Source organism: Methylobacterium planeticum (assembly GCF_008806345.1).
Classification (GTDB): Bacteria; Pseudomonadota; Alphaproteobacteria; order Rhizobiales; family Beijerinckiaceae; genus Methylobacterium; species Methylobacterium planeticum.
On the sequence record NZ_VZZJ01000003.1, the window covers coordinates 209,348 to 225,038 of the forward strand.

Genomic DNA, 15,691 nt, shown 5'->3' on the forward strand with positions numbered 1-15,691 from the left:
GGAAGACTGCCGCTCCGCCCTCGTCAATGTTGTGCAGCCGCACAAATAATGGTGCGATGCAGCAAGCGATCTTGGCGAGGACCCGCGCCGCCGCGCGGGCCGCCGGCGTCATCAAACTGATACGGGAATCCGGTTTGGCTCGGGGCCTCGCAGCCGCCGGGAGACGCTCGTGGCCGAAGACACAGAGAAGGCGATCCGCGTCCGGACGCTCTTCCTGTCCGACATGCATCTGGGCACGAAGGGCTGCCAAGCCGGGCTGCTGCTGGAATTCCTGAAGGATTACGACGCCGACGAGATCTACCTCGTCGGCGACATCGTGGACGGCTGGCAGCTGCGCTCGGGCTGGTACTGGCCGCAGGCCCACAACGACGTGGTGCAGAAGCTCCTGCGCAAGGTGCGCAAGGGCTCGACCCTGATCTACGTGCCGGGCAACCACGACGAGTTCCTGCGCGACTACATCGGCACCACCTTCGGGGGCATCGAGATCGCCGAGAGCCGCATCCACGAGGCGGCGGACGGGCGGCGCTACCTCGTCATCCACGGCGACCAGTTCGACATGGTGGTTCGCCACGCCAAGTGGCTCGCCTATCTGGGCGACGGCGCCTACACCCTGGCGCTCGTCATCAATACCGGGCTGAACAAGGTGCGCCGCCGCCTCGGCCTCGCCTACTGGTCGCTCTCGGCCTGGGCCAAGCTCAAGGTCAAGAACGCCGTCAACTTCATCGGCAAGTTCGAGGAGTTCCTCGCCGCCGAGGCCCGGCGCGTCGGCGCCGACGGGGTGATCTGCGGCCATATCCACCACGCGGCCAACCGCGAGATCGAGGGCCTGCGCTACCTCAACACCGGCGACTGGGTGGAATCCTGCACCGCCGTCGTCGAGCATTACGACGGCACCATGGAGGTGCTGCACTACCCGAGCATCCTGCGTGCCCGCGAGGCCGGCCGCGCCGAGGTCGCCCGGCTGGCGGAGCCGGCCCCGGCCGGCCGGCGGGCCGTCGCGTGAGGAACCCGCCCCGCGCCCGGCCGCTGCCGTGAGGCGTCCATGAGGCTTCCATGAGGCTCCTCATCGCCACCGACGCCTGGGCGCCGCAGGTGAACGGCGTCGTGCGCTCCCTGGAGCACATGGCGGCGGCCGGGCGCGACCTCGGCTTCGACCCGGTGTTCCTGACCCACCAGGATTTCCGCTCGATGCCCCTGCCGGGCTACCCCGAGATCCGGCTCGCCTATGCCACCAAGCGCAAGATCGCCGAGCGCTGGGCGGGGCTCAGCCCCACCTACGTCCACATCGCCACGGAGGGCACGGTCGGCTACGCGACGCGGCGCTACTGCCTGGCGCGGGGGCGGCCCTTCACCACGAGCTACCACACCCGCTTCCCCGAATACCTCGCGGCCCGGGCGCCGGTGCCGGAGGCCTGGAGCTACGCCTGGCTGCGCCGCTTCCATGGGGCCTCGAGCGGCACCATGGTGTCGACGCCCTCCCTCGAGCGCGACCTCGCGGGGCGCGGCTTCACCAACCTGATGCGCTGGACACGCGGCGTCGACACCGAGCTGTTCCGGCCCCGGGATTCCGACGCGCTCGCCGGCCTGCCCCGGCCGATCTTCCTGTTCGTCGGGCGGCTCGCGGTGGAGAAGAACATCGCGGCCTTCCTGGCCCTCGACCTGCCCGGCACCAAGGTGGTGGTCGGCGACGGGCCGGACCGGGCCCGGCTCGCGGCCCTGGCGCCGGCGGCGCGCTTCCTCGGCACCCAGACCGGCGCGGCGCTCGCACGGATCTACGCCGCCGCCGACGCCTTCGTGTTCCCGAGCCTCACCGACACCTTCGGGATCGTGCTCCTCGAAGCGCTCGCCTGCGGGCTGCCGGTGGCGGCCTACCCGGTGACCGGCCCCCTCGACGTCATCGCCGGAACCGGGGCGGGGGTGCTCGACCGGGACCTGCGCGCGGCGGCCCTCGGGGCGCTCGCGATCCCGCGCGGGCGCTGCCGGGACGAGGCCCTGCGCTACACCTGGGCCGAGAGCGCGCGCCAGTTCTACGCCAACATCGCGGCGGCCCATGCCCGGGGGCCGGCGGCGCGGAGTCCCGCCCCGGCGCGGGGGCGCGGCGCCGTCGAGATCGGCTGAGACGGCGGAGCTCCCCGAGGACCGGTGACGCCGGTCGCGGAAGCTGGCAAGGCTGCGGGTCCGCCCGCGGACGCGTCCACAACCTCGCCCCGAACCTGAACCCCGAACCTTGCCCCGAACCTCGCCCCGAACCTCGCCCATACCCCCGTTCGATCCGGCGCGCGCCGCCAGCTACCCCGCCCTCATCGGCTGCGACGAGGTCGGCCGCGGCGCCCTGTGCGGCCCCGTCGTGGTGGCGGCCGTGTGGTTCGACCCCGCCGCCCTGCCGGCCGGGATCCTGGGCCGCCTCGACGACAGCAAGCGCCTGAAGCCGCCCCTGCGCGAGGCGCTGGCCCCGCTGATCCGGGCCCATGCCCGCGTCGCCGTGGCGGCGGGCTCGCGCGCCCTCGTCGACCGCCTCAACGTCCGGGGCGCCACCCTCGACGCCATGCGGCGCGCCGTGCTGCGGCTCGGCCTCGACGGGCTCGTGCTGGTCGACGGGCGCGACCCCGTCCCGGGCCTGAGCCAGGCCTGCCAGGCCGTGGTCGGGGGCGACCGGCTGGTGCCCCAGATCGCCGCCGCCTCGATCGTCGCCAAGACCCTGCGGGACGCCCTGATGCGGACGCTGGCGCAGCGCCACCCGGACTACGCCTGGGAGCGCAATGTCGGCTACGGCACCGCGGCCCACCTCGCCGGCCTGACCCGGCGCGGGCGCAGCCCCCACCACCGGATCAGCTTCACCCGCCCCTTCGGGCCGTGAGCCGTCAGAACAGGGCGAGCTGCGCCCCCGGGGGCGAGAACGCGTCCGGGTTCAGGGTGACGCGGGCGCCGGCGTAGCCGAGGCGGGCCTTGGCGAGGCGCATGCGCTGCGCGATCAGGTCGGCGTAGGGCCCCTCCCCGACCATGCGGCGCCCGAAGGTCGCGTCGTAGGCCTTGCCGCCGCGGGCCCGGCGCACGAGGGAGAAGACGTGCTCCCGGCGCCCCGGATAATGCTCGGCGAACCAGTCCGACACGAGCGCGTCGAGCTCGTGCGGCAGGCGCAGCAGCACGTGGTTCGCCTCCCCCGCCCCCTGCGCCCGCGCCTCGGCCAGGATCGCCTCGATCTCGTGGTCGTTGAGCGAGGGGATCACGGGCGCGACGATCACCATCACGGGGATGCCGGCCTCGCTCAGCGCCCGGATCGCCTCCAGGCGCTTGCGCGGATGCGGCGCCCGCGGCTCCATCCGCCGGGCGAGCACGGGGTCGAGGGTGGTGACCGAGACCGCGACCTTGACGAGGCGCTCCCGCGCCATCCCGGCCAGGATGTCGATGTCGCGGGTGACGAGGTTCGACTTCGTCACGATCCCGACCGGGTGGCGGAAGCGCGCGAGCACCTCGAGGACGCCGCGGGTCAGGCGATGCTCCCGCTCGATCGGCTGGTAGGGGTCGGTGGCGGTGCCGAGCGCGATGGTGCGCGGGCTGTAGCCCGGCGCCGAGAGCTCCGCCGCCAGGAGCCGGGCCGCGTCGGGCTTGGTGAACAGCCGCGTCTCGAAGTCGAGCCCGGGCGACAGGCCCACATAGGCGTGGTTCGGCCGGGCGAAGCAGTAGACGCAGCCGTGCTCGCAGCCCCGATAGGGGTTGATCGAGCGGTCGAAGGGAATGTCGGGGGACTCGTTGCGGGTGAGGATGCGGCGCGCCCGCTCCGGGCTCACCTCGGTGCGCCGGATCGGGGCGGGATCCTGCTCCCAGCCGTCGTCGAAGGCCTCCCGCCGGCTCGGCTCGAACCGGCCGGCGGGATTGGCCGTCGCGCCGCGCCCGCGCCGGCTCCCGGCCTCGGGCGTCGTCCCGGCGAGCCGGCGCGGCGCTGATTCGGATATGCCCTCCGGGGCCTGTCTGCGCATCCGCGATCCCCTCCCGGGCCTGAGCCCAGGCGGGGCCGGGGCGCTCGATCCGAACATATCAGGAACAAGCGCCGGTGCTGCGCCTAAATTCGAGGCATCCGGCGTCCTCCCGGCCCTCCCCATGGCGGCCACGGCGGCGGCCACGGCGGCGGCCCGGTCGGCGACCGCTTCGGATGCGGCGCAAAGGGCTGTGCCATCAGGTCAAAAATACGTTATGGGCCCGCATGATCTCCGCCCTGACCTACGTGGCGCGGCCGGCCGACCCAGACGCGATCGACCGCCTCGCCGACACCTTGAGCGCCCTCGTGTCGGGCGTGGCGGCGGGGCTCATCGGCGATGCGGTGATCGTCGCCGGGACGGCCTGCGAGGCCATCGACACCGTGGCGGAGGCGACCGGCGCCGCCGTGGTGGTGCGCCCGCGCGGCGTCAGCCCCTGGGTCGCCGGCGCCAAGGTGGCCCGGCGCGACTGGGTCCTGTGCCTCGAGGCGGGGGACGTGCCGGCGGAGGGCTGGATCCGCAGCATCGACCGCTTCGTCGGCACGGTGCGGCCCGACGTAGCGCTGGCGCGCCTGCGCCGCCCGCATGCGGGCCTGCCCCAGCGCCTCGCCGCCAAGGGCGAGCGCGTGATCGGCGTCGCCACCGCCCGCCCCGGCGACCTCGTGCGCCGCGACCGGCTGATGGCGGGGCCGGCCTTCTCGCCCCGGCTCAAGCCTCGCCCGCTGCTCGCCCGCCTGGAGCGGGACTGAGGCTCACGCCGTCACGGCGGCTCACGCCGTCACGGCGGCCCCGCGGCGCAGGTGCTCGTCGAGGCGGGGCATGATCTCGACGAAGTTGCAGGGCCGGTGGCGGTAGTCGAGCTGCTGGCGCAGGATGCCGTCCCAGGCATCCTTGCAGGCGCCGGGCGAGCCCGGCAGCACGAACACGTAGGTCGCGCCCGTCACGCCCGCGGTCGCGCGCGACTGCAGCGTCGAGGTGCCGATCTTGTCGTAGGAGATGCGGTGGAACACCGCCGAGAAACCGTCCATGCGCTTCTCGAACAGGGGCTCCAGGGCCTCCGGGGTGACGTCCCGGCCGGTGAAGCCGGTGCCCCCGGTGGTGATCACCACGTCGATGGCGGGATCGCGCACCCAGGCCTCGACCTGCCCGCGGATCGCCGCCACCTCGTCGGGCACGATGGCGCGGGCGGCGAGGCCGTGGCCCGCCTCCGTCAGGCGCTGGACCAGGGTGTCGCCGGAGCGGTCGTCCTCGGGCCGGCGGGTGTCCGAGACCGTCAGCACGGCGATCGAGAGCGGGATGAAGCTGCGGGTCGTGTCGGCGGCCATGGGGTTCCTCGGCGGAGACGTCGCGTCACCCGCATATGGTCCTGCGCGGGCCCGATGTCGCGTCCCGTTCCGGCCGGCGCGCCGGGCCGGCCGGGGCCGCCCTCGCGGGGATCGGGCTGGGGAGGGGCGGCGCGCCGTGGCGGGAAGGGCTTCTTCATCTCTCCCGGACAAGGTATCGGCTGTCTCGCCCTCTCCTCCCCCCGGTCCATCCCCGCCTTGACGCGCCCGCCCGACGACCCGCCCGCAGACGCCACGGCCGTCCCCCGGCCGGCGCACGGCGTCGCGGACTGGCCCGGCCCCCGCGAGGGCTTCACCGTCCCGCGGCCCGGGACCCTGCCGGACGGCGGGCCCTGGCCGCGCGTGCGCGTGCTGACGCCGATCGATGGCGACGTGCCGGGCCTGAGCGACACCGTGGCCTCGGTGCTGGCGCAGGGCTACGCGGAGGCCCGGCACGACGTGGTGCCGGCGGGTCCGCGGGCCGAGGCGGCGCTGGCGGCGGCCCTCGACGATCCGGAGACCGGATACCTCCTGTTCCTGCGCGCCGGCGACCTGCTGGCCCCCGGTGCCCTCGTGGCCCTCTGCCTCGAGGCGGCGCTGAGCGGGGCCGCCGCGGTGGCGGGCCTGCGCGTGCTGTTCGACCGGGCGGTGACCGGCCTCGACGTGCCCGCCCTGTCCGGCCCCGACGCGGGCCTGCCCTTCACGGGCGGCGAGATGCTGTTCGCGCGCGCCGCGATCGTGCGGGCCGGCGGCCTCGCGCCGGGCCGCTCCCCCGCCGAGCTCTGGACCCGCCTCGCCGAGGGCGCGCCCGCCGGCGGCGGCCGGGTCCGCATCGGCCGCCCGGTCCTGCTGCAGCGGGCGCCCGGGGCCGCGCCCGCGCCGCCGGGCCTCTCCGTGGTGTCGCTCACGGGGGCCGGCTACGAGGGCGGCGCCGGCATCGGCCAGCGCCGGCTGGCGGACGCCCTCGCCCTCTCGGGCCATCGCGTCAGCCATCTCCGGCTCACCGACGAATCTCCGGCCGCCGCCGCCGAGTGGACCGACCGCTTCCCCCGGACCGAGGCCGCGATCCTCTCCGGCAGGCACGACCTCGTCATCGCCGGCAACCTGCACGGGGCGACGCGCAGCCTCGACATCCTCGGCCGGCTCTGCGCCGGGCTCCCCGTCGCGCAGGTCCTGCACGACCTCTTCCCGCTCACCGGGCGCTGCGCCTATCCCAATGACTGCCCCCGGATCGTCACGGGCTGCGACGCGGGCTGCCCGACGCCGGACCAGTACCCGGAACTCGCCCGCGCCCGCGTCGGGCCCGTCCACGCGGCCAAGCGCCGGCTGCTCGCGGGGCTGCGGGCGCCCCTCCTCCTGGCGAACTCCGCCTGGACCGCCGAGCGGGCCCGGACCTACGCGCCGCCCGGCGCCGACATCGCCGAGATCACCCTCGCCTTCCCGAGCGGCGTGTTCCGGCCGGCCGGGCGCGGCGCCCTGCGCCGCAGGCTCGGGCTGCCGGAGGAGGATTGCCTGATCCTGTTCTCGGCCGTCATCGTGGACGCGCCGGACAAGGGCTTCGCCGACCTCGTGTCGGCCCTGCGCGGCGTCGCGGGGCCCGGCATCGGCTTCGTGGGGATCGGGCGCCTCGACGACCCGGGCGCCCTCGGCCTGCCGAACCTGTTCGCGCCGGGCCTCGTCGCCGAGGAGGCGGAGCTCGCCGCCTGGTACGGCGCCTGCGACCTCCACGTCACGGCGAGCCGGGCCGAGACCCTCGGGCAGACCCCGGTCGAGGCGGGCCTGTGCGGCACGCCGACCCTCGCCTACGCCGCCACCGGCCTGACCACGGCGGTGATCGACGGGGTCAGCGGCCGGCTGGTCGCCCCCGAGCCCGGCGCCCTGGCGCGGGCGCTCGCCGAGCTGATCGCCGACGCGCCCGCCCGCCGCCGGCTCGGCGCCTTCGCCCGCATCGCCCTGGAGAACCGCTTCAGCGACGCGGCCGCGGCCCTGACCCTGCACGCGGTGCTGGCCGGGCGCGGCCTGCTGCCGGACCCGCAGGCCCGCCCGCGCTTCACCCCCGCGATGCTCGGCCGCTTCGCCTTCGCGGCCGAGCGCTACCCGGGCGCGACCGGGACCGTGCAGCCGCCCTCCTCCGCCCTCGTCAGCCGGCTGAGGCGGGCCAAGAAGGCCGTGTTCGGCCGCAACCTGCCCCCGTGGCTCCGGTGGGCCCGCTTCGGCGCGGCGCGGCTCCGCGGCGCCCTGAGCCGCGGCCTCGACGGCAGCCCGCGTGCCGCCGGGACCGGCCGATGACCCCGCGCCGCGTCTACGTCGACCAGACGCATCTGCGCGGCCACGTGACGGGGATCGAGCGGGTCGCCCGCGACCTGTTCGCGCCCGGGCGCCTCGCGCCGCATCCCGTCCGCGCCCTGAGCGGCGGCAACGTCGCCCGGATGATCGCCGAGCAGCAATTCGGCCTGCCGCTCCGGGGCCTTGCCGACCGCGCGGCGCTGATGATCTTCCCGGGCTTCCCGCCCGGGCCCCTCTGCGCCCTCCTCGGGGAGCGCTGCATCCTCTACGTCCACGACACCTTCCTGATCACCCGGCCGCAGGACCTGAGCTGGAAGAGCCGCCTCTACATGGCGCCGAGCTTCCGCCTCGCGATGCGCTACGGCCGGCGCTTCCTGGTGAATTCCCGCACCACGGGCGAGGCCCTGCGCGCGGTCTGCGCGCCGCGGGCCCTGGTGGCGACCCTGCGGCCGGCGGTCTCGGACGTGTTCGGCCTCGGGGCGCTCGCCGGGCCCGCGCCCTACCGCCCGGGCGCGCCGCTGCGCCTCCTCGCCATCGGCACGATCGAGCCGCGCAAGGATTACCCGGCGGCGCTCGCCCTCACGGCCGCCCTCAACGCCGCCGGCCTCCCGGCGGAGCTGCACGTCGTCGGTCGGGTCGGCTGGGGCCGGCACGCCTTCCTCGAGGCGCCGCCCGCGTTCCTGAGGCTGCACGGCTACGTGGACGATGCGGGGCTGCGCCAGCTCGCCGAGAGCTGCCACGCCCTCGTCTCGACCTCGAAGGCCGAGGGCCTGGGGCTGCCGCTCCTCGAGGTCCAGCACGGCGGCCTGCCGGTGATCGCCCCCGAGGGCCCGGTCTTCCGGGAGGTCCTGGGCGGGTCCGGGCTCTTCATCCGGCCCGAGGATCCGGTGGAATCCGCCGCGCGGGTGGGCACGTGGCTGCGCGCCGGCGGCCTCGCGGCGCCGGCCGGCCTGGCCCGGGAGAACGTGGCGCGCTGGAACGCCCTCGCGGCGGCGGATGCCGACCGGTTCCGGGCCTTCCTGAGCGACGGCCCCAGCGCCTACGCGGCGGGCGGCACCGTCCCGCCCGGCGAGGGCGCGGCCCCGACATAACCTCTGCGTCCCCGGCCTCTGCGCCCCCGGCCTCTGCGCCCCGGGCCTCGGCGACGCCGCCCGCCGCGACCCCGCCCGGCACGGGACCCGCCGCAGAACAGTTTTGCCCGCGGCACAAGACCACAGCCTCGGATTGAGCACGCTGCGAAAGCAGAAACCGATGGAGGCAACGTTAGTCTTAACGGTCGACCAATCGGCACCGATCGGGATCTTCACCGTTTCCCGGGTCAATACGGAAGACACGCCGGTCGCAAAGTGGTCTAACTTTTCGGCATGACGGTTGCGACGTGTCGCTGGACCGTTACCGCCGCCCCGAACCCTGTGCCAGTCCGGCACGGATCGCGGGACGCCGGAGCGGGACCATACAGCGGCCGGACCATTCCGGCGGTGTCCAGGTCAGGGAACGAGCCAGATGTTCGATTTCGCGACGCCCACGCGCGGCGAGCCGGTGGAGGTGGTGCTGCCCAAGGCAGAGCCGCCGGCCCCGCGCCCGACCGCGCGGGTCATCCTGCGGCGGCTCTGGCGCGGCAGCAGCTTCATCCTGCTCGGCGGCCTGTTCATGCTGGCGGTGGCGGTGGCCGGGATGGGCCTGCTCACGCCCACCTACACCTCCAACGTCCAGATCCTGATCGACCCCTCGGACCTGCGCCTCGTCGACAACGACGTCACGGCCCGGACGCCCCAGGCCGATAGCGGCGTCTCGATCGTCGAGAGCCAGGTGCGGGTGGTCCAGTCCGACAACGTCCTGCGCCGGGTCGCCCTGAAGCTCGGCCTCGACAAGGACGACGAGTTCGCCAAGCCCGATTCCCAGAACCCCGCCATCGTCGGCCTCAAGCGTGCCCTCGGGATGGTGCCGCCGCCCTCGAGCCGCGACCCCGTCAACATCGCCCTCGACAACCTGCGCCAGAAGCTCGGCGTGCGCCGGGCCGAGCGCACCTTCGTGATCGACGTCTTCGTGCAGTCGCAGGACCCCGAGAAGGCGGCCCGCATCGCGAACGCGATCGGCGAGGCCTACTTCATCGAGGAGGCCAGCGCCCGCACCGAGGCCGCCAAGCGCGCCTCCGACAACCTCACGGCCCGCCTCAACACCCTGCGCCAGGGCGTGGAGGAGGCCGAGAGCCGCGTCGTGAAGTACCGGGAGGACAACAAGCTCGTGGTCTCGAGCGGCCGGCTGCTCACCGATCAGCAGCTCGGCGACCTGAACCAGCAGCTCGTCACCGCCTCGATCAAGGCGGCGGAGTCCCGCGCCCGCCTGGAGCAGGCCCGGAAGATGAAGAACGGCGACGGCGGCACGGCGCTGCCCGAGATGCTGCAATCCCTCGAGATGCAGGCGCTGCGGCAGCAATACGCCACGCTCTCGCGCAACACCGCCGAGCTCGCCACGCGCCTCGGCGAGCGCCACCCCGCCATGGCCGAGCAATACGCCCAGCAGCGCGACCTCCAGCGCCTGATCCAGCGCGAGAAGGAGCGCATCATCGAGACGACGCAGAAGGATTACGACCGGGCGGCGGCGAGCGAGACGGCGATCCGCAAAAGCCTCGACCGGGTCAAGACCGAGACCGCCACCAGCGACCGCGCCAATGTCGGCCTGCGCGAGCTGGACCGGGTGGTGGAATCCCGCCGGGGCGTCTACGAGGCCTTCCTGCGCCGGGCCCGCGAGGCGAGCGAGCAGGAGCGGCTGAACACCACCAACGTGCGGATCATCTCGCCGGCGACGCCCGCCCGCCTGCGCAACTGGCCGCCCTCGCCGAAGCTCGTCCTGCCGATCGCCCTCCTGCTCGGCATGGCGCTCGGCGGCGCCATCGCCCTGACGCTCGGCGCCGACCGCGACCGCCGCCGCGCCGCCCGGGCCCCGAAGCGCTCCGCCCGCAGCTTCCGCGCCGCCGACGCGTGAGCGGCGGGCGTCAGCCGGGTTCGAGCCCGTGATGGCGCGCGGCGTCCGTCAGGGTCAGGACCGGGACGCCGTGGTCGGCCAGCACGGCGAGCGTCTCCTCGAGGAGACGCGGCGAGGTGCCGATGCGCGTGGGATCGGGGGAGACGTCGTGGGTGTAGAGGATCAGCCAGCCGCGGGCGGCGACGGTCTGGCGGACGAGGGCGAGGAGCCGCTCCCGCCGGTAGGTCGCGTCGAACAGCCCGACGGCACCGAGCAGCGCCGGATCGACGCGGCCGAGATTGGGATGCTCGTAGATCGACCGGCAGGTGACGAAGCGGCGGGCGAGATAGCGCTTCTGGGCCAGCCCGACATCGCCGAACGGGTAACAGAAATGACGGGGATCGGCCCCGCAGATCTCTCCGAGCAGCGCGCGGCTGCGGTCGCACTCGCGGGCGAGGTCGCGCGGGCTGAGGGATTGCACGTTCACGTGGCGGGCCGTGTGGCAGCCGATCTCGTGGCCGGCCTCGGCGACGGCGCGGACCTGCGACCGGCTGGCGACGCGCCAGTACTGATCCTGCAGGCCGCACCACGCCGCCGCGACGTAGAAGGTGCCCCGCAGGCCCTTGCGCTCCAGCAGCGGCGCGCCCATACGGGCGGCCGATTCCGGCACGTCGTCGAAGGTGATGCTCGCCACCGGCCCCGCTCCCGCGAGGCTGACGCGACGCGACGGCACGCGCCGTGCAAGGAACCGAAACAGCGTCCGGTCGTATCCGCTGGACCAGCCCTGCTCGACCTGCGGCACGGGCGCATCGCTCACGCGGCGGCCCCCACCCCGTTCATCCGGCCCTTCCCAATGTCCGAGACCGCTCCAAGTCCCGCACGAACCCCTTCGGAAGACGCGGCATGAGCCTCAGTCTGTTCGGACATGTGTTTTCCACCGGAAGTGCTGCGGCGATCCTCGCCGAGGCGGAGGCCGGCCCGCGGGCGCGGCCCCGCCTCGTGGTGACGGCCAATGTCGACCACATCGTCGTCCTGTCCGAGAACCCGGCCTTCCGGATGGCCTACGAGCGGGCGGCGGTCCGCACCCTCGACGGCACGCCGCTGGTCTGGCTGGCGCGCCTCGGCGGGCGCTACGACGCCGTCCGGGTGACGGGCCATGACCTGCTGGCCTGCGCGCTCGCGGGGCCGCAGCCGGAGGACCGGCGCGTCTTCGTGGTCTGCGCCGGCACCCGCGTGGGCGAGCGCATCCGCGACCTGTTCGTGCAGGCGGGCCTCGCCCCGGACGCGGTCGCCATCGCGGTGCCGCCCTTCGGCTTCGAGCAGGACGCGACCTACGGCCGCGCGCTCGCGGACGCGGTGCGCGCCCACGGGACCACGCTCCTCCTGATGGGGGTCGGCGCGCCGAAATCCGAGATCTGGGTCGACCGGCAGGGGGCGGCGCTGGGCGAGCCCGTGGTCCTGGCGGTGGGCGATGCCGTGACGGTGGCCGCCGGGCTCGCGCCCCGTGCGCCGCGCCTCGTCCAGAGCGTCGGGCTCGAATGGCTGTTCCGCTTCCTGCACGCGCCGCAGCGCCTGTTCCGCCGCTACTTCGTGCGCTCCTGGCGCTTCGTCCGGATCGTGGCGAGCGAGCGCGACAGCGCCGCCGGCTAGGCGGCGCGCGGGCGTCCGGGCCGGATCGCGGTCACGCTTCATGCCGAAGACTATGCGCGACGAACCTTGCCGAAATCCTTCGCAAGGCCTCGCAACCGCGATGCTTGCCAAGGCAACGACAATGCTGACTGGGACGCGCGCCCTGATGTCGGGCGAACATCCGAACATTCGGCCTTGAGCGAATGGTCGATCCTCAGCGCTCGACGAAGAGATGCGGATGGCGCAGGCGCAGGGCGAGAACGAGGAGGAGCGTCTTCACGTCCGTGATCCCGCCGTCGTCGCTCATCTCAGCGAGGCGGGCCAGCGGGATCTCGTGGACCGTGATGGCCTCGTGCTCGTCGGCGAGGCCGCCGCCCGGCCCCGCCCGGTCGCCCTCCGCGAAGGCCGCGAGGAACAGGTCCATCTGCTCCGTGGAGATGCCCGGCATGCTCCAGGCGCGCGCGACGCTCTCGAGGCTGCCGAGCCGGAGACCGGTCTCCTCGTAGGCCTCGCGCCGAGCGCCCTCCTCCGGCTCGGCCTCGTCGAGGAGGCCGGCCGGGGCCTCCAGCACCTCGGTGGTGCCGTCGGCGTAGAAGGCCGGGGCGCGGAACTGCGAGATCAGGACGGCGAGGCGCCGCTCGGGGTCGTAGGGCAGCACCGCGATCGCCCGGCCGTGATCCTCGATCTCGCGCTTCAGGCGGGTACCGTCCGGCATCGTCACGTCGGCGATGAGGAAGCGGCTCCAGCCGTCATGCACGATGCGGGTCCCGCGGATGATGGGTGCCATGGCCAGTCTCCCGCCGTGAGGTCTCGCGCGGGCCGCAGCGCCCCCCGGACTTAGATCGTGCGGGGCTGTAACCGCGAGATGGCGCATGAATGAGGCGGAGGATGGCCCGATCCCGGCACCGCGCCGGCCCCTGGCGATCAGGCGGGCCGGGGCATCCGGCGGATGGTGAAGCGGACGGCCTCGGCGAGGCGCTCCTGCGCCTCGACCCGGTCCCCCTCCTGCCGCACCAGATTGGGGATGTCGATCGCCGACATCGGGTCGGTGCAGGTGACGACGAGGCCCGCCCCCGGGGCGAGGTTGCGCAGGGCCTTGCGGGTCCGCAGGACCGGCAGGGGGCATTTCAGCCCGCTGAGGTCGAGTTCGATCATCCCCGCCCCGCCCGTCATGGTGGCCCTCGACGCGAAAACCCCGCCGACGGCGCATGCCGTCGACGGGGCTTGTAGACGATGCGGTCGGCGCCGGACAGGTGCCGGCCGGCCCGCGGGTGTCTCAGTAGCCGTAGGCCGGGTAACCGTAGCCGTACCCGTAGGCGGGGTAGCTGTAGCCGTAGGCCGGGTAGCCGTAGCCGCCGTAGCCGCCGTAGCCGGCCCCGTAATAGCCGTCGTAATAGCCGTAGCGCGGGGCGGCGCTCGCCGCGATCGCGCCGCCGATCAGGCCGAGCGCCGCGCCGGCCGCCAGGGCGCCGCCGACGTTGCGCCGATAGCCATAGCCACGATAGCCGCCGTAGCCACGATAGCCGCCGTAGCCGTAGCCGCCGCGCCAGCGGACCTGATCGACGTTGCCCGTGGGGCCGCCGACCTGAGCCGAGTTCAGCGCCGGAAGCGGCGCCGCCTCGGCGGGGGTGAAGGAGGCGGCGGAGAGGCCGACGGCGGCGGTTCCAGCCAGGGCCAGGGAAAGGATGCGCGACATGCGGGCAATCTCCGTGAAGGATGTCATCGTGCCCTAGGAACGGCGCAGCCGGGCTTCTCGTTCCGCTTACGCCCAGCTCCGTGCCGTTTCGCGGGTGTGCTCACGCACCCGCGTCCGGTCCGGGCCCTCCGGCGACGATCCACCCACGCGCCCGGGCCCGAACGGAGACCCGAACCGACTGGCCGGGCCTCCCGGCGTCCGGTCCGATCAGGCTCGCGGGATTCGGGGCGGGCGTCGAAGGGTCAGAACACGCAATCGGCGAAGGCCGGGTCGACGGAGCGCTGCCACGCGCCCTCGTAATCGGCGAGCCGCTCCTCGGCCCGCGAGCGCCCGGCCGCCACGATGGCCTCGAGGGGCTGCAGGTAGATCGTCTCGTCGCGGCCCGACGCGTCGCGCCGCCCGCGCCTCTGCAGCCCGGCCCGGGCCAGCGCCAGGGCTTCCGCCGCCACCGCCCCGATGCTGCGGCCGGCGACCGGCGTCGCGAGGCCGAGGCGGGGGACGGTGGCCCGCGCCGCCTCGCGCTCGGCGGCGCTCCAGCCCTTCACGAGGTCGAGGGCCCCGTCGAGGGCCGCCTCGTCGTAGAGCAGGCCGGTCCAGAAGGCGGCCTGGGCGGCGATCATCGCGGGGCCGCCGACATCGGCGCCGCGCATCTCGAGGAAGCGCTTGAGGCGCACCTCCGGGAAGGACGTCGAGGCGTGGTTCGCCCAGTCCGAGACCGTGGCGTACTCGCCGGGCAACTGCGCCAGCTTGCCGGCCATCAGGTCACGGAAGGAAGCGCCCGAGACGTCGTGGTAGGTGTCGCCGCGCTTGACGAAGTACATCGGCATGGCGAGCAGCCAGTCGACATAGGTCTCGTAGCCGAAGCCCGGCTCGAAGGCCTCGGGCAGCATGCCGGTGCGGTCGGGATCGGTGTCGCGCCAGATCTCGGAGCGGCGGGACAGGAACCCGTTCGGGCGCCCGTCCGTGAAGGGGGAATTGGCGAAGAGCGCGGTCGCGACGGGCTGCAGCGCCAGGGAGGCGCGCATCTTGCGCACCATGTCGGCCTCCGAGCAGAAATCGACGTTCACCTGCACGGTGGCGGTGCGCAGCATCATGTCGAGGCCGAGGCTGCCGACCTTCGGCATGTAGCCGGCCATGATGCGGTAGCGGCTCTTGGGCATCACGGGGGTCTCTTCCCGCGTCCATTTTGGGCTCATCCCGAGGTCGAGGAAGCCGATGCCGAGGGGGTCGGCGGCGCGGCGCGTCGCCGCCAGGTGCTCGTCGAGTTCCCGCACCGTGGCGTGGACGTCGGGCAGCGGCGCCCCCGAGAGCTCGAACTGCCCCCCCGGCTCGATCGAGATGGCGCCCCCCGCCTCCGCCGCGAGGCCGATGACGTTGCCGGCATCGAGGATCGGCTCCCAGCCGGTCTCGCGGGCGAGCCCCTCGAGGAGCGCGCGGATGCCGGTCTCGCCCTCGTAGGCGACGGGGGCGCGCGTCTCGCGGAAGAAGGGGATCTTCTCGTGCTCGGTGCCGATCGCGAAGCTCTCGCGCGGCTTCTCGCCGGCGGCGAACCACGCGATCAGCTCGGCGCGCGTGGTCAGCGGGGTCGTGTCGGACGTATCGCGCGCCATGCGCTGCCTCGTCTGCGGAATCGATGGGCGGAAGCCGAGGCTGCACCGACCTTCAGGCTCCTCGCCAAACCACCGCCCACAGCACCTCATCTGTCGGCGAGGCTGGTACACGGGTAGTTTCGCGAAAGACTCTCGGTGCGGTTGAGCCCCTTTCAGCGGGATGTCGTGTCCTTAATCTACCCGGCAAGGCGGGACAACGCGCGCCGTGCG

Annotated in this window: 15 protein-coding genes; 8 read left to right on the forward strand and 7 right to left on the reverse strand. The window is 74.0% G+C overall.

Annotated elements, in window-relative coordinates:
- Positions 1 to 223 precede the first annotated feature (223 nt).
- The 3 genes from F6X51_RS04730 (at position 224) to F6X51_RS04740 (ending at position 2,857) form a co-directional block, all read left to right on the forward strand.
- Positions 224 to 1,003: a UDP-2,3-diacylglucosamine diphosphatase gene (locus tag F6X51_RS04730; RefSeq protein WP_407658445.1), complete on the forward strand. Its 780-nt coding sequence runs from the start codon at positions 224 to 226 to the stop codon at positions 1,001 to 1,003.
- 50 nt (positions 1,004 to 1,053) lie between these two features.
- A complete protein-coding gene (locus F6X51_RS04735; RefSeq protein WP_150962069.1) occupies positions 1,054 to 2,118 on the forward strand; it encodes a glycosyltransferase family 4 protein in 1,065 nt (354 codons plus the stop codon).
- A 109-nt stretch (positions 2,119 to 2,227) separates the two neighbouring features.
- On the forward strand, positions 2,228 to 2,857 hold the full coding sequence (locus F6X51_RS04740) for a ribonuclease HII (RefSeq protein WP_150962070.1): 630 nt from the start codon (positions 2,228 to 2,230) through the stop codon (positions 2,855 to 2,857).
- Between the two features lie 4 nt (positions 2,858 to 2,861).
- Here the strand turns inward: F6X51_RS04740 and F6X51_RS04745 are convergent, their stop codons facing one another.
- Entirely contained in the window at positions 2,862 to 3,977 is a 1,116-nt protein-coding gene (locus tag F6X51_RS04745; protein WP_150962071.1) for a PA0069 family radical SAM protein, read from the reverse strand.
- A 224-nt stretch (positions 3,978 to 4,201) separates the two neighbouring features.
- Here F6X51_RS04745 and F6X51_RS04750 point away from each other — a divergent pair, with 224 nt between their 5' ends.
- Positions 4,202 to 4,723 carry a hypothetical protein gene (locus F6X51_RS04750; RefSeq protein ID WP_150962072.1) on the forward strand — a complete coding sequence of 174 codons (522 nt, stop codon included), beginning with the start codon at positions 4,202 to 4,204 and terminating at the stop codon, positions 4,721 to 4,723.
- Between the two features lie 21 nt (positions 4,724 to 4,744).
- Here the strand turns inward: F6X51_RS04750 and moaB are convergent, their stop codons facing one another.
- Positions 4,745 to 5,299, reverse strand: a complete 555-nt coding sequence (gene moaB / locus F6X51_RS04755; protein WP_150962073.1) for a molybdenum cofactor biosynthesis protein B — start codon at positions 5,297 to 5,299, stop codon at positions 4,745 to 4,747.
- Between the two features lie 216 nt (positions 5,300 to 5,515).
- On the opposite strand from moaB, the gene F6X51_RS04760 reads away from it, so the two are divergent.
- The 3 genes from F6X51_RS04760 (at position 5,516) to F6X51_RS04770 (ending at position 10,567) form a co-directional block, all read left to right on the forward strand.
- Positions 5,516 to 7,585, forward strand: a complete 2,070-nt coding sequence (locus F6X51_RS04760; RefSeq protein ID WP_246696623.1) for a glycosyltransferase — start codon at positions 5,516 to 5,518, stop codon at positions 7,583 to 7,585.
- Entirely contained in the window at positions 7,582 to 8,673 is a 1,092-nt protein-coding gene (locus tag F6X51_RS04765) for a glycosyltransferase (RefSeq protein ID WP_150962075.1), read from the forward strand. Before F6X51_RS04760 ends, F6X51_RS04765 begins: the two co-directional genes overlap by 4 nt.
- Before the next feature lie 412 nt (positions 8,674 to 9,085).
- Entirely contained in the window at positions 9,086 to 10,567 is a 1,482-nt protein-coding gene (locus tag F6X51_RS04770) for a GumC family protein (RefSeq protein ID WP_150962076.1), read from the forward strand.
- Positions 10,568 to 10,577: 10 nt separating this feature from the next.
- Here F6X51_RS04770 and F6X51_RS04775 read toward each other — a convergent pair whose 3' ends face one another.
- Entirely contained in the window at positions 10,578 to 11,363 is a 786-nt protein-coding gene (locus F6X51_RS04775) for a polysaccharide deacetylase family protein (protein ID WP_150962077.1), read from the reverse strand.
- An 86-nt stretch (positions 11,364 to 11,449) separates the two neighbouring features.
- Here F6X51_RS04775 and F6X51_RS04780 point away from each other — a divergent pair, with 86 nt between their 5' ends.
- Positions 11,450 to 12,196: a WecB/TagA/CpsF family glycosyltransferase gene (locus tag F6X51_RS04780; protein WP_150962078.1), complete on the forward strand. Its 747-nt coding sequence runs from the start codon at positions 11,450 to 11,452 to the stop codon at positions 12,194 to 12,196.
- A 193-nt stretch (positions 12,197 to 12,389) separates the two neighbouring features.
- Here the strand turns inward: F6X51_RS04780 and F6X51_RS04785 are convergent, their stop codons facing one another.
- From F6X51_RS04785 to F6X51_RS04800, 4 genes are all read right to left on the reverse strand, one after another.
- Positions 12,390 to 12,962 carry an NUDIX domain-containing protein gene (locus F6X51_RS04785; protein ID WP_150962079.1) on the reverse strand — a complete coding sequence of 191 codons (573 nt, stop codon included), beginning with the start codon at positions 12,960 to 12,962 and terminating at the stop codon, positions 12,390 to 12,392.
- A gap of 137 nt (positions 12,963 to 13,099) precedes the next feature.
- Positions 13,100 to 13,348, reverse strand: a complete 249-nt coding sequence (locus F6X51_RS04790; protein WP_150962080.1) for a sulfurtransferase TusA family protein — start codon at positions 13,346 to 13,348, stop codon at positions 13,100 to 13,102.
- Positions 13,349 to 13,451: 103 nt separating this feature from the next.
- On the reverse strand, positions 13,452 to 13,871 hold the full coding sequence (locus F6X51_RS04795) for a hypothetical protein (protein WP_150962081.1): 420 nt from the start codon (positions 13,869 to 13,871) through the stop codon (positions 13,452 to 13,454).
- 242 nt (positions 13,872 to 14,113) lie between these two features.
- Positions 14,114 to 15,481: a glutamate--cysteine ligase gene (locus F6X51_RS04800; RefSeq protein WP_150962082.1), complete on the reverse strand. Its 1,368-nt coding sequence runs from the start codon at positions 15,479 to 15,481 to the stop codon at positions 14,114 to 14,116.
- Positions 15,482 to 15,691 lie beyond the last annotated feature (210 nt).